Source organism: Streptomyces carpinensis (assembly GCF_002154505.1).
GTDB classification, from domain to species: Bacteria; Actinomycetota; Actinomycetes; order Streptomycetales; family Streptomycetaceae; genus Streptomyces; species Streptomyces carpinensis.
The window spans coordinates 1-13,343 of sequence record NZ_MUBM01000215.1 but is presented as its reverse complement, the minus strand read 5'-3'; the positions used below and the strand labels follow the sequence as shown (position 1 = coordinate 13,343).

Genomic DNA, 13,343 nt, shown 5'->3' with positions numbered 1-13,343 from the left:
CCCTCGTTCCCCAGGTCCTGTCGGCGAACTCCCGTCTGCCCCACGCTCCGGGCGGACGACGGGAGTTCGGCGACAGGGCCTAGCGCCGGCCGAGGGGCATGGACCTGGTCAACTCGTCGTAGACGCTCAGCACTTGGGCGACGGTCTCGTCCTCGGTGGGCCAGGTGGCCGCCTGACGGACGCCCAGGTCCTGCAGCGCCTGACGGCGTTCGGGGTCGCCGAGCAGGCGCAGCACGGCGGCGGCGAACGCCTCCGCGTCCCGGTGGGGGACGAGTTCGGCCGCCTCGCCCACGAGTTCGCTGATGCCGCCGGTCCGCGCGGCGACGAGCGGCACGCGCGCGTGCAGGGCCTCCTGCGCGAGCACGGAACGGGCCTCCCGGCTGCCGGGCAGCAGGGCGAGGTCGGCGGCGGCGAGCAGTTCGCCGACGTCGTCGCGCCGGCCGACGAGCCGCACCGGCAGCTCCTCGCCCTCGATCCGCCGTTGCAGCAGCGGGCGCAGCGGCCCCTCCCCCGCGATCACGACCAGCGGCACGGGGTTCGCCAGGCGCCAGGCGCGGGCGGCGTCCAGCAGCAGCTCGTGACCCCGGTGCGGGTCCAGCGAGCCCACGGCGAGAAGCAACGGCCTTCCCGTGGCGCCGAGTTCGGCCCGTACCTTGGAGCGGGGGCGATCGGGGTGCTCGTAGGCGGCGCGCGGCCGGGGCAGGGCGACCGCGGCGAGCCGGGCGTCCCGCGCGCCCCGGTGACGGGCCCGGTCCACCAGCTCGGATGTGGTGCCCAGCACCACGGTGGCCGACTTGACCGCCCGCCGCTCCAGCACGCGCAGCAGATGCGCGCGCGGGCCCTCGGCGTGGGCGTGGTTGTGCCAGGTGACCACGAGCGGGGTGCGGCGGCCGCTGAGCGCGAGCGCCGCCCGGAACGAGGCGTGCAGCCCGTGCGCGTGCACCAGGTCGGCGCCCGCGCAGGCCGTGCGCAGGGCGGCCACGGACACCGGGTCGCTGCTGCGCGGCACATGGACGTGGTCGGCGCCGACCACGGTGAAGCCGTAGGCGAAGTCCGCCTCGGCGGGGGCGCACACCGTGACCCGTACGCCCCGCGCGACCAGCCCCGCGGCCAGCGACCGCACGTGCGCGCTGCTGCCGGCGTTGCCGCCGCCCAGCACCTGCACGGTGCGCAGCGTCGACTGACCGTGCGGTACGTGGCTGTTCACGGGGCTCACGCGGCCAGGGCTCCTGGTTCGGCGTCGGGCGGACACGGGGAATCACGGGAGAACGTACAGAAGGTATCGAGCCGGGGACCGAACCGCGCGCGCCTGCTCCGCGTGCCGCCCCCGGCTCAAGGATGCCAGTACGTACGGGTGTTCCGGGCACGCCGGGGGTGCGGCGAGAGCGCGGGCACGGGCCGACCCGACGAACCCGTGTCACTCACACGAGTGAATCTGACAGGCCCATGCCGATGGCCCGGCCCGCCTCGGGGCCTCGGCCCGCCGCAGATGCCTCCCGGCCGGCCGACCCACCGCGGACGCTCGGCCGGTCCCAGCGGATGCTTCCCGGCCGGCCTCGGATCGTCGCCGGTCGGTCTCAGAAGGAGTGGGCCGCCCACCGGCTCACCCGGTCGCCGCAGACGGCCGCGGCCACGACCGCGGCGGCGTGCGCGGCCAGCCCGGCACGACCGTTGCACACGACGGCGGCGGCGCCGAGCATCGCGCCCAGGGCGTGAGCCCCCGTGTCACCGATCATCGCCCGCTCCCCGAGGTCGTCGGGCAGCACGGCTGCGGCGGTCCCCGTCACGGCGGCTGCCAGTTCGGCGCCCGGCCCGCCGCGCAGCAGTCCGGGAGCCGCGAGCGCGAGCACCGCACCGGCGGCGCGGCCGGGCCGCACGTCCACGAGGTTGACCGCGTGCGCGGCCCCGGCGATCACCACGCCCGCGAGCACCTTGTCGACCGGCCGTTCCTTGAGCAGCGCCCCGGCGATCAGCCCGGCGGCACCGATCCCGAACAGCTTGACCGCCCCGCTGGTGACCTCTCCGTCCCGCAGGGCCGACAGGTGGGCCCGGAAACCGCGCCGTGGATCACCGGCCCCGGCGATGTCGTCGTAGGCGCCACAGGCCCCGGCGGCCAGCACCGCGAACCCTGCGGCCGGCCGCACCCGCCCGGCGGCGACCCCGGCCGCCAGCGCCGTGGCGGGCCCGGCGTACAGCTCGACGGGCCGGCCCGCGTGGTTCGTCCGCTCCCAGCGCCGGCCACCGCCGGGCGCGGTGGCGCGGAGGGCGGCGGTCGTGGCGCGGCTGAGACCGGCGGCCAGGGCGAAGGAGGTGGCGAGACGGGAGATCATCCCGCCACCCTACGCACTGCTACTGATCCGCACGGGCCGTGGCGAGCAGTTCCTCGGCGTGGGCGCGGGCCGTCTCGGAGTCCTCCTGGCCGGCCAGCATCCGGGACAGCTCCCGGATCCGGTCCTCGCCCTCCAGGACCTTCACGCCCGACCGGGTCACCGAGCCGTCGTCGGTCTTCTCCACCAGCAGCTGCCGGTCGGCGAACGCGGCCACCTGCGGCAGGTGGGTGACCACGACGACCTGTGCCGTCTTGGCCAGTTTCGCCAGCCGCCGCCCGATCTCCACGGCCGCCTTGCCGCCCACACCCGCGTCGACCTCGTCGAAGAGGTAGGTCGGCACCGGATCCGTCCCGGCGAACACGACCTCGACCGCCAGCATCACGCGGGAGAGCTCACCGCCCGAGGCGCCCTTGGCGATCGGCCGTGGCGGCGCCCCCGGGTGCGGGGCGAGCAGCAGCTCCACCTCGTCGACTCCGGACGGCCCGTAGGCGACCGTGCGGCCGCCCACCTCCACGCCGTCCGGGTCCTCGGTCTGCCGGATCTCGAACGACACGCGCGCGTGCGGCATGGCGAGCGAGGCCAGCTCGGCGGTCACGGCGGCGGCGAACCGCTCGGCGGCATCCGTCCGGGCGTCCGTCAGCGCCTGGGCGAGGCCGCCCAGTTCGGCGCGCAGCGCGTCCCGCTCGGCGGTCAGTTCGCCGATCCGCTCGTCGTCGGAGTCCAGCTCGGTCAGCCGGGCGGCGCTCCGCTCGGCCCAGGCGAGCACGGCGGCCACGTCCTCGCCGTACTTCCGGGTCAGGCCGGTCAGCGCGGCCCGCCGCTCCTCGACCGCCGCCAGCCGCAGCGGGTCCGCGTCCAGGTCGTCGGCGTACCCGGCCAGCTCCCCGGCCACGTCTCCCAGCAGGATGCCGATCTCGCCGATCCGGTCGGCGAGCGCGGCCAGCGCCGGGTCGTGCGACCGCACGGCCTCCAGGGCCCGCTGGGCGCCCGCGACGAGGGTGGCCGCGTCGATGCCCTCGGGGTCCTCCGGGTTGCCCGCGAGAGCGGCGTGCGCGGCCGTCGCGGCGGACGACAGTGCCTCGGCGTGGCCGAGCCGCTCGGCCTCCTCGGCCAGCTCCACGTCCTCCCCGGCGCGAGGTTCGACGGCGGCGATCTCGTCCAGGCCGTAGCGGAGCATGTCGGCCTCCTGGGCCCGCTCCCGCGCGCGTGTGGTGATCTCCTCCAGTTCGGCGGAGACAGCCCGCAGCCGCCGGTAGGCCTCGGTGTACTTGGTGAGCGGCACGGCGACGGCGTCGCCCGCGTACCGGTCCAGCGCCTGCCGCTGCCGGGACAGCTTCAGCAGGCCCTGCTGGTCGGTCTGCCCGTGCACGGCCACCAGGTCGTCGGCGAGCTCGGCGAGCAGCCCCACGGGCACGCTGCGGCCGCCCAGGTGCGCCCGCGAGCGTCCTTCGGCGGAAACGGTACGGCTGATCAGCAGCGCCCCGTCGTCGAGCTCGGCGCCCGCCTCCTCGGCCCGTACGACCGCGGCGGTGCCCGAGGGCACGGCGACCCGTCCCTCCACGACCGCCTTGCCGGCCCCGATCCGCACGAGGGCCGGGTCCGCGCGCCCGCCCAGCAGCAGCCCCAGGCTGGTGACCACCATGGTCTTGCCCGCGCCCGTCTCACCCGTGACGGCGGTGAAGCCGGGTGACAGCTCGACGACCGCGTCGTCGATCACTCCGAGCGACCGTATCCGCATCTCTTCCAGCACGGACAAGACCATACGAGGTCCGGGGCGGCGAGTGCGACCGCACCGCCCTTGTCACCCACGCGAGTGGTCTCCGGCACCCGCGGAGGTCTCCGGCACCCGCCGACGGCCCGCCGCCCCCGCGGTCGGCCGGGGCCTGTCCGGCGGATCGAGCCGCAGATGAGCAACGACACCGATCGACCAAGGGGAGCGGGGCGTGCCAGGCCCCGCGTCTGTGCCATGATCCGCCCGACAGGCCCTAGTGAGGCGCCCCCCGCCAGCCGGAAACCGGAAGCGCGAACTTCGCCACGAGCCGATCCGTGAAGGAGGCGTGGTGCAGCCGGGCCAGCCGCACCGGCACCGCCCCCCGCCGCACCTCCACCCGCGCGCCCGGCGGCAGCTCGATCGTGCGCCGTCCGTCGCACCACAGCACCCCCGGTGGAACATGCGGCAGCACCTCGACCGCCAGCACGGAGTCCGGCGAGGTCACGAGCGGCTTGGCGAACAGCGCGTGCGCGCTGATCGGCACCATCAGCAGCGCCTCCACCTCCGGCCACACCACGGGCCCTCCGGCGGAGAAGGCGTAGGCGGTCGAGCCGGTGGGCGTGGCGCACACGATCCCGTCGCAGCCGAACCCGGTCACCGGCCGCCCGTCGATCTCCAGCACGACCTCGAGCATCCGCTCTGCGGACACCTTCTGCACGGCCGCCTCGTTCAGCGCCCAGTCGGTGTGCACGATGTCGCCGTTGCGGTGCACGACCACGTCGACGGTCATCCGCTCCTCGACCTCGTAGGCCCGGCTCACCACCCGGTCGACGACCTTGTCCAGGTCGTCCCGCTCGGCCTCGGCGAGGAAACCGACCCGGCCGAGGTTCACGCCGAGCATCGGCACCCCGGAGGCCCGGGCGAACTCCGCGCCGCGCAGCAGCGTGCCGTCACCGCCGAGCACTATGAGCAGCTCGCACCCGTCGAGGCACTGCGGGGTGGCCTCCTTGACCAGCTCCACCTCGTCCGGCAGCGGCAGGTCGACCGCCTCGGCCTGAAGCACGCGCACGCCGATCCCGGAGCGCAGCAGTCCCTTGACCACGAGCTCGGCACTGCGGACGGCTGCCGGCCGCCCGGTGTGGGCCAGCAGGAATACGGTTCGAGCCTGGGTCTGTGTCCGAGCTTGGGTCTGTGTCAACGCGGCCCCTCCGCCACTGCACGGTCAACGTCGGCCGGGTCCAGGGCGGGCGCCCCGGCACGCAGCCAGAGAAAGTACTCGACGTTCCCGGACGGCCCCGGCAGCGGGCTGGCGGTGACACCCTTCACCCCGAGCCCCAGTTCCCACGCCCTGTCCGCCACGCCCCGCACGGCCTCCGCCCGCAGCTGCGGACTCCGCACGACACCCCCGCTGCCCAGCCGCTCCTTCCCCACCTCGAACTGCGGCTTGACCATCATCACCAGGTCGGCGTCCGGCGTCACGCACCGCGCCAGGGCGGGCAGCACCAGGCCGAGCGGGATGAAGGACAGATCCCCCACGACAAGATCCACCGGTTTCCCATCGATCGCCTCGAGCGTCAACTCACGTACGTTCGTACGGTCCTTGACGGTGACGCGTTCATCACTCTGCAGCGACCAGGCGAGTTGCCCGTAGCCGACGTCGACGGCGACGACGTGCGCGGCGCCCGCCCGCAGCAGGACGTCGGTGAAGCCTCCGGTGGAGGCGCCGGCGTCCAGCGCGCGCCGCCCCTCGACGGCAAGGCCCTGGGGAACGAACGCCTGGAGCGCGCCGGCGAGCTTGTGGCCGCCCCGGGAGACGTAGTCGGGGTCGCCGTCGTCGGCGGCGACCACGATGGCGGCGGCGGTCTCCACCTGCGTGGCGGGCTTGGTCGCGACGGTCTTGCCGACGGTGACCCGCCCGGCGGCGATCAGCTGGCTGGCGTGCTCACGCGAACGCGCGAGCTTCCGGCGGACCAGCTCCGCGTCCAGACGGCGGCGTGCGACTCCTGCCACGTTCGGTTCAGCTCCTGTGTCGGTACGACTGTGGGTACGGCTTCGGGGGCGGCTGCCGGTGCGCCGGCGAAGGCACCGGGGGCGCCGGAGGTCCCGGGCGGGTGTCGAGCGCGGTGAGCGCGTCGCGCAGCCCTCCGTGTACATCCTCGTACACCTCCACGTGTCCGTCCGTGGCGAGGTGGTCGACGTCACCGAGCCGCTCCAGGGCCGCGTCCACGTCGGCGTCCCCCGTGGGGGTGCGGGGGACGTCCAGGGGGGCGGGATCGGCGAGGTCGTACGCGGGTTCCGCGGCGTCCTCCTCCGCAGCCGGCGCGTCCGCCGGGACCTCCGTCTCGGGCACAGAGTCGTTCATGCCCAGACGCTACCGCGACGGCCTGGGGTACCGTCGGTCGCGATGGCCACGATCGAGGAGTGCCGTACCGCACTCGAGAAGCTCTCGGACAACATGACGAACGCGGAGGGGGACGCCCGTGATGCGGCGGCCCTGGACCGCTCGGTGAGCTGCCACATCAGGGACCTCGACGTCAGCTTCGTGGGCCGTCTGACGGGCGGCCGGATCGAGGTGCGCGACACCGTCCAGGGACCGCCGCCCGAAAAGGCCCAGATCCGGCTCGCGATGACGGGGGAGGACCTGATCGCGCTGGTCGGCGGGGAGCTGAACTTCGCCACGGCCTGGGGTTCGGGCCGGGTGAAGCTGGAGGCGAGCCTGCTGGACCTGTTCCGGCTCAGGAAGCTTCTGTAGCGCCCACCCGTGGGTGCGCCGCGCGCGCCCGTGCCGCGCGCGCCGCCGGCACCACCAGCGGTGTCCCCGTCTCGGGGTCCTCGATGACCTGGCAGCGCAGGCCGAACACCTCCTGCACCAGCTCGGCCGTGACGATGTCGTCCGGCGCGCCCTGGGCGACGACCCTCCCGCCGCGCAGGGCGATGAGGTGGGTGGCGTAGCGGGCGGCGTGGTTGAGGTCGTGCAGCACGGCGACGAGGGTGCGCCCCTGCTCCTCGTGCAGCTCGGCGCACAGGTCGAGCACGTCGATCTGGTGCTGGATGTCCAGATACGTCGTCGGCTCGTCGAGCAGCAGCAGCGGCGTCTGCTGGGCGAGGGCCATGGCGATCCACACACGCTGGCGCTGACCGCCCGACAGCTCGTCGACGTGGCGTTCGGCGAGCTCTGCGACCCCGGTCTGCGCCATGGCCTCCTGTACGACCCGCTCGTCCTCGGCCGACCACTGCCGCAGGACGCCCTGGTGCGGATAGCGGCCACGGCCCACCAGGTCGCCGACCGTGATCCCCTCGGGTGCGATCGACGACTGCGGCAGCAGGCCGAGCGTCCGGGCGACCTTCTTGGCCGGCATCGACTGGATGACCTGCCCGTCGAGCAGTACCCGGCCCCGGGCGGGCTTGAGCATCCGGGACAGCGCCCGCAGCAGCGTGGACTTGCCGCACGCGTTCGGGCCGACGATCACCGTGAAGGAGTTGTCGGGTATCTCCACCGAGAGCTGCTCGGCGATGACCCGCTGATCGTAGGCGAGGGTGACGTCGTCGGCGGACAGGCGGTTCACGGTGCTCCTCCGGGGGTTCTGGCCGCCGGGATCGTGGCGGGTGCTCATATCCGTCCCTTCCTGCGCTCGGTGACCAGCAGCCAGAGCAGGTACCCGCCGCCGAGTACGCCGGTGACCACGCCGACGGGCAGCTGGTCGGCGCCGAAGGCGCGCTGCGAGGCCCAGTCGGCGGTGACCAGCAGGGCGGCGCCCATGCACAGGGAGGGCACCAGGTTCGGGCCGGGCGAGCCGGTCAGGCGCCGGGCGAGCTGCGGCGAGGTCAGGGCCACGAAGGCGACCGGACCGGCAGCGGCGGTGGCGGCCGCGGTGAGCAGGACGCCCGAGGCCATCATCAGCAGCCGTACGCGCTCGACGCGCACCCCGAGGGCGTACGCCGTGTCGTCGCCCATCTCCAACATGCGCAGCCCGCGCGCGTTGCCGAGGACGAGCGGGAGGAGCACGGCGCACAGGGCGAGCAACGGCCACACCTGGCTCCAGTCGCGGCCGTTGAGCGAACCGGTCATCCAGACGACCGCGCGGGCCGCGTCGACGAAGTCGGCCTTGGTGATGAGGTAGCCGTTGACCGCGGTGACGACCGCGTTGACGCCGATGCCGACCAGGACCAGCCGGTATCCGTGCACGCCCTGCTTCCAGGCGAGGAGGTAGATCGCGAGCCCGGTCACCAGGCCGCCGACGAGCGCGCCGAGGGTGACCGCGGTGGCTCCGCCGGAGATCAGGACGATCACCACGAGCGCGCCGGCCGTCGCGCCCTGCGAGAGGCCGAGCACGTCCGGGCTGCCGAGCGGATTGCGCGAGACGGACTGGAACAGCGCCCCGCCCAGTCCGAGGCAGGCGCCGACCAGCAGCCCGACGAGGACGCGCGGCAGCCGCAGTTCACGGACGATGAACTCCTGACCCCGGTCGCCCTGACCGACGAGCGTCTTGAGCACGTCGGAGGCCGGGATCGGGAAGTCGCCGGTGCCGATCAGCACGACGCTCGCGGCGAGCGCGGCCAGCACCAGCAGGACGACGACGGTCAGCAGCCGGACGTCGAGGCGGAGGGACAGCCCGCCCGGGGTGCGGACGGCCCGTGCGGTACGCGCGGGCGGGGCGGTGCGGGACGTGCGGGCGACATGAGGCGCCTGGGTCTCGCCGAGGCCCCGCTGAGTGCGGGTGGTCTTCACAACTGGGCCGTCCTGCGCCGCCGTACGAGCAGGATGAACACCGGGCCGCCGATGATCGCGGTGACGACCCCGACCTGCACCTCGGCGGGCCGGGCGACGACCCGCCCGACGACGTCGGCCCCGAGCAGCAGCACGGGCGACAGCACCGTGGCGTAGGGCAGGATCCAGCGCAGGTCGGGCCCGGTGAAGGAGCGGACGACGTGCGGGACCATCAGCCCCACGAAGACGATCGGCCCGCAGGCGGCGGTCGCGGACCCGCACAGCACGGTCGCGGCGAGCATGGCGAGCGCCCGGGTGCGGTTCAGGTCGGCGCCGAGGGCGCGGGCGGTGTCGTCGCCCATCGCGACGGCGTTGAGCGGCCGCGCGAGCAGCAGCGCGAGGACCGTGCCGGCCAGGCAGAACGGCAGCACCTGGGTGATGGTCGCGTTCGTCGCGGAGGCCAAGGAACCCACGGTCCAGAAGCGCATCTTCCCCAGCGCCGCGTCGTCCATGATCATCACGGCCTGGAGATAGCCGTAGAGCGCTGCACCGATCGCGGTGCCGGCGAGCGCGAGCCGCACGGGCGTTGCACCCCGGCTGCCGCCCAGGAACCACACCAGCGCGCCCACGGCGGCCGCCCCGAGGAAGGCGAACCAGACATAGCCGCGGAGGCTGGTCACGCCGAAGAAGGTGATCGCGGTGACGACGGCGGCCGACGCACCCGCGTTGATGCCGAGAACTCCCGGGTCGGCCAGCGGATTGCGGGTCAGCGCCTGCAGCACGGCCCCGGACAGCCCCAGCGCGGCCCCGGCGAGCAGTCCGAGGAGGGTCCGGGACAGCCGCTCGCCGACCACGACGTCGCCGTAGGTCCCCGAGTCCTGGAACAGGCCGTGCCAGACCTGGCCCAGGGAGAGATCCTTCGCTCCGACGCTGATGCTCGCCAGGGCGACGAGCACCAGCATCGCGGCGGAGAGCAGGAGCCCAAGGGCTCGTGGCCCGCGACGGGTTGGGGGTGCGGCGGCCACCGCCGCGCGCTCTTCCGGAGGACTGTCGACCAACACGAGGTTAGGTTAGCCTACCCTCGCTTTGGTCTCGACGGCGCGTCAGCGTTCACAGTCCCAGCCGCGCCAGCGCCTTTCCCCCGTCCAGCTCGCACGCGCTCTCGCCGCCCGCCGTCCACGCCACCGCGCACAACGCCCGCAGCCCGTCCAGGGGCTCCCCTTCGCCGGTCAGCTCCAACCGCTTCGCCCCGGCCGTCGCCGTCCACCCGCCGCACCGGAAACCGTCACCCTCTTGGGTGATCTTCGGCTGCCCCGTGAGGAGCCCCCGCAGATCCGCGTCGACGTACGTCGGCCGGTGCTGCGGCGGAGCGGCGAGCAACCGCGCCCCGTCGGTCACCCCCGTCAGCACGAGCAGAGAGTCGACCCCGCCGTTGAACGCGCCCTCGATGTCCGTGTCCAGCCGATCCCCGACCACCAGGGGCCTCTTCGCGCCCGTGCGCAGGATCGTCTCGCGGTGCATCGGCGGCAGCGGCTTGCCCGCCACCTGCGGCTCGGCGCCCGTCGCGATCCGGACGACCTCCACCGCCGCGCCGTTGCCGGGTGCGATTCCCCGCGCGCTCGGGATCGTCAGGTCGGTGTTGGAGGCGAACCACGGCACACCGCGCGCGATGGCGTAGCAGGCCTCCGCGAAGCGCCCCCACGGCAGCTCCGGCCCGCCGTACCCCTGCACCACGGCCGCCGGGTCGTCGTCGGCCGACTCCACCGGCTCCAGCCCGCGCTCGCGCAGCGCCACCCGAAGCCCCTCACCACCGATCACCAGCACTCGCGCGCCCTGCGGCACCTGGTCGGCGATCAGCCGGGCCACCGCCTGCGCCGAGGTGACGACATCGGACGCCTCCGCCCGTATGCCCAGCTCGGTGAGGTGCGCGGCCACCGCGTCCGGAGGCCGCAGGGCGTTGTTGGTCACGTACGCCAAGTGCATGCCGCCCGCGCGGGCGGTGTCGAGCGAGTCGACCGCGTACGCGATGGCGTCGCCCCCCGCGTACACCACCCCGTCCAGATCGAGCAGGGCCGTGTCGTACGCCTCGCTCAGGGCCTGGTCACTGCCCTCGGGCCTCGTCCTGACGCCCTGGCTCATTCCGCATCGCTCCTCGTGGTACCGGCTTTCCCCCGATCATCCCCCATGCCGACGACACACGTACGATGCCGGGATGGACACAGCAGGTCACTCACCGGCAACAACACGCCGGGGCCTCGAACTCACCCCGTTCCGAGGCCTTCGCTACGACCCCGAACGGGTCGGCAGCCTCGCCGCCGTGACGTCCCCGCCGTACGACGTCGTCGTGCGCCCCGACGGCCTGCACCACCTCCAGTCCGCCGACCCGTACAACATCGTCCGCCTGATCCTGCCCCAGGCCGGCACGCCCACCGCCCGGAACGAGCAGGCGGCCGACACCCTGCGCCGCTGGCTGGCCGAGGGCATACTGACCGCGGACCCCGAGCCGGGCCTGTACGTCTACGAGCAGCGCGACGGCGACGGGATGCTGCAACGCGGTCTGATCGGGGCACTGCGCGTGTCGGACCCGGCGGAGGGCGTGGTGCTGCCGCACGAGGACGTGATGCCGCACGTCGTCGCGGACCGCGCCGCCCTGATGAGGGCCACCTGCGCCAACCTCGAACCACTGCTGCTCACCTACCGCGGCAACGGGTCCACCGCGGCCACCGCCGTGGTCGTCGAACGCACCGCCGAACAGCCTCCGCTGCTGTCGACGACCACCGAGGACGGCTTCAGCCACCGCCTGTGGGCCGTCACCGACCCAGCCGACCTGGCCGCCATCGGCGACGACCTGGCCCAGCACCAGGCCCTGATCGCCGACGGCCACCACCGCTGGGCCACCTACCGGCGGCTGCGCGCCGAACACCCCTCGCCCAGCGCCTGGGACTACGGCCTGGTCCTCCTCGTCGACACCGCCCGCTACCCCCTTCGGGTCCGCGCCATCCACCGCCTGCTGCACGGCCTGCCGGTCACCGACGCGGTGTCCGCGCTGGACGGCCTGTTCCGCGTACGGCGGCTGGAGGTGCCGCTGGCCGAAGCACTGGCGACCCTCGCGGACGCGGCCTGCGCGGGCAACGCCTTCCTGCTCGCGGGCGACGGCTCCTTCCATCTCGTGGACCGCCCTGACCCCGGCCTCCTGGCCCGCACGGTACCGGCTGATCGCCCGGCCGCCTGGCGGACCCTGGATGCGACGGTCCTGCACGCCACGCTTCTCGAGCACGTGTGGCGCATCCCCGAGGACTCCCCGGCCCACATCGCCTACATCCACGACACCGCCGCCACCGTGGCGAAGGCCGAACACGACGGCGGCACGGCCGTCCTGATGCACCCGGTCCGCGAGGAGGTCGTCCGCGACCTGGCCCGCCAGGGCGTCACGATGCCCCGCAAGTCGACCTCGTTCGGCCCGAAGCCGGCGTCGGGACTGGTGCTGCGGGCACTGGACGTGTGACGGGACCTCCCGGACGGGCGGTGACGGCGCCCGCGGACGAAGAAGGGCGGGCCCCGATCGGAATGCCGATCGGGGCCCGCCCTTGCTCACAGCCGGATGTCAGTCCTCGGCGCCGTCCTTCTCGCCGTCGCTGGGGCCGGCACCTTCGGAGGTGTCCTCGCCGCCCTCGTCGAGCGCGTCGGTGAACTCCACGCCGTCCAGCTCGGCCAGCCGGTCCGAGGCGTCGGTGCTGCCGTCCCGGTCGGCCTCGACGGCCTTGGCGAACCACTCCCGTGCCTCGGCCTCCCGGCCGGCGGAGAGCAGCGCGTCGGCGTAGGCGTACCGCAGCCGAGCGGTCCACGGCTGCACGGAGTTGGAGGCCAGCTCGGGGCTCTGCAGCGTCACGATGGCCGCGTCGAGCTGCCCCATGTCCCGCCGGGCGCCGGCCGCGACGAGCCGCATCTCGACCTGTCCGGCCTTGTCGAGCTTGTGCACCTCCGGCGCCCCGGCCATGTCCAGCGCCTTCTCCGGCCGGCCGAGCCCACGCTCGCAGTCGGCCATGACCGGCCACAGGTCCACGTTGCCGGTCATCCGCCGGGCCGCCCGGAACTCGGCGAGCGCCTCGCTGTACTTCTGGCTCGCGTACGCGGCGAAGCCGGCCGCCTCCCGTACCGCGGCGACACGGGACGCCAGCCGCAGGGCGACCCTGGAGTAGCCGTAGGCGGCCTCGGGGTCCTCGTCGATGAGCCGCGCGACCATCACCAGGTTCCTGGCGACGTCCTCGGCGAGCGTCTTGGGCAGGCTCTGCAGCTCCTGCCGTACGTCCTTGTCGATCTCCTCGCCCGTGACCTCCGGCGGGATCGGCAGCCGCTTGATCGGCTCCCGGTCCCGGTCGCGGTCACGGTCCCGCTCGTCACGGAAACGGCCGCCGCCGCGGCGGTCGTCACGGCCTCGGAAGCCACCGGGGCGCCCGCCGCGGTCGTCACGGCGGGGACCGCCGCCACGACGGTCGTCACGGCCACGGAAGCCACCGCGCTCGCCGCGCTCAGCGCGGTCTCCGTCCCGGCGGTCATCACGGCGGTCGTCGCGACGGTAGGAGGGGCGGTCGTC

General features: G+C 74.2%; 13 protein-coding genes. 2 read left to right on the top strand and 11 right to left on the bottom strand.

What is annotated here, in order from left to right; genetic code table 11:
• Positions 1–79: 79 nt before the first annotated feature.
• The 6 genes from BZY54_RS27825 to BZY54_RS27800 all read right to left on the bottom strand — a co-directional run bounded on the left by BZY54_RS27825 (position 80) and on the right by BZY54_RS27800 (position 6,403).
• Entirely contained in the window at positions 80–1,216 is a 1,137-nt protein-coding gene (locus tag BZY54_RS27825) for a glycosyltransferase family 4 protein (RefSeq protein WP_086728085.1), read from the bottom strand.
• A 361-nt stretch (positions 1,217–1,577) separates the two neighbouring features.
• Positions 1,578–2,330 (bottom strand): hypothetical protein, encoded by a 753-nt coding sequence (locus BZY54_RS27820; protein WP_086728084.1) that lies wholly within the window; start codon positions 2,328–2,330, stop codon positions 1,578–1,580.
• A gap of 19 nt (positions 2,331–2,349) precedes the next feature.
• Positions 2,350–4,092, bottom strand: coding sequence for a DNA repair protein RecN (gene recN / locus BZY54_RS27815; RefSeq protein WP_208640787.1), 1,743 nt, complete (start codon positions 4,090–4,092; stop codon positions 2,350–2,352).
• 223 nt (positions 4,093–4,315) lie between these two features.
• Entirely contained in the window at positions 4,316–5,239 is a 924-nt protein-coding gene (locus BZY54_RS27810) for an NAD kinase (protein ID WP_086728083.1), read from the bottom strand.
• On the bottom strand, positions 5,236–6,051 hold the full coding sequence (locus tag BZY54_RS27805) for a TlyA family RNA methyltransferase (protein ID WP_086728082.1): 816 nt from the start codon (positions 6,049–6,051) through the stop codon (positions 5,236–5,238). The genes BZY54_RS27810 and BZY54_RS27805 overlap by 4 nt, the downstream gene beginning before the upstream one ends.
• Before the next feature lie 7 nt (positions 6,052–6,058).
• Positions 6,059–6,403, bottom strand: coding sequence for a hypothetical protein (locus tag BZY54_RS27800; protein ID WP_086728081.1), 345 nt, complete (start codon positions 6,401–6,403; stop codon positions 6,059–6,061).
• A gap of 42 nt (positions 6,404–6,445) precedes the next feature.
• On the opposite strand from BZY54_RS27800, the gene BZY54_RS27795 reads away from it, so the two are divergent.
• Positions 6,446–6,793: an SCP2 sterol-binding domain-containing protein gene (locus BZY54_RS27795; RefSeq protein WP_086728080.1), complete on the top strand. Its 348-nt coding sequence runs from the start codon at positions 6,446–6,448 to the stop codon at positions 6,791–6,793.
• Here BZY54_RS27795 and BZY54_RS27790 read toward each other — a convergent pair.
• The 4 genes from BZY54_RS27790 to BZY54_RS27775 all read right to left on the bottom strand — a co-directional run bounded on the left by BZY54_RS27790 (position 6,777) and on the right by BZY54_RS27775 (position 10,888).
• A complete protein-coding gene (locus BZY54_RS27790; protein WP_086728079.1) occupies positions 6,777–7,655 on the bottom strand; it encodes an ABC transporter ATP-binding protein in 879 nt (292 codons plus the stop codon). The two genes, BZY54_RS27795 and BZY54_RS27790, sit on opposite strands and share 17 nt — an antisense overlap.
• Positions 7,652–8,653, bottom strand: a complete 1,002-nt coding sequence (locus BZY54_RS27785) for a FecCD family ABC transporter permease (protein ID WP_244217366.1) — start codon at positions 8,651–8,653, stop codon at positions 7,652–7,654. The genes BZY54_RS27790 and BZY54_RS27785 overlap by 4 nt, the downstream gene beginning before the upstream one ends.
• Positions 8,654–8,766: 113 nt before the next feature.
• Positions 8,767–9,810 (bottom strand): FecCD family ABC transporter permease, encoded by a 1,044-nt coding sequence (locus BZY54_RS27780; RefSeq protein WP_086728077.1) that lies wholly within the window; start codon positions 9,808–9,810, stop codon positions 8,767–8,769.
• Between the two features lie 49 nt (positions 9,811–9,859).
• Positions 9,860–10,888, bottom strand: coding sequence for an HAD-IIA family hydrolase (locus BZY54_RS27775; protein ID WP_086728076.1), 1,029 nt, complete (start codon positions 10,886–10,888; stop codon positions 9,860–9,862).
• Positions 10,889–10,961: 73 nt separating this feature from the next.
• Between BZY54_RS27775 and BZY54_RS27770 the strand changes: the two genes are divergently transcribed.
• Positions 10,962–12,254: a DUF1015 domain-containing protein gene (locus BZY54_RS27770; RefSeq protein WP_086728075.1), complete on the top strand. Its 1,293-nt coding sequence runs from the start codon at positions 10,962–10,964 to the stop codon at positions 12,252–12,254.
• Positions 12,255–12,353: 99 nt separating this feature from the next.
• Here the strand turns inward: BZY54_RS27770 and BZY54_RS27765 are convergent, their stop codons facing one another.
• The gene (locus BZY54_RS27765) at positions 12,354–13,100 is read right to left on the bottom strand and encodes a tetratricopeptide repeat protein (protein ID WP_086728074.1); all 747 of its coding nucleotides are present in this window, start codon (positions 13,098–13,100) and stop codon (positions 12,354–12,356) included.
• Positions 13,101–13,343: the final 243 nt, after the last annotated feature.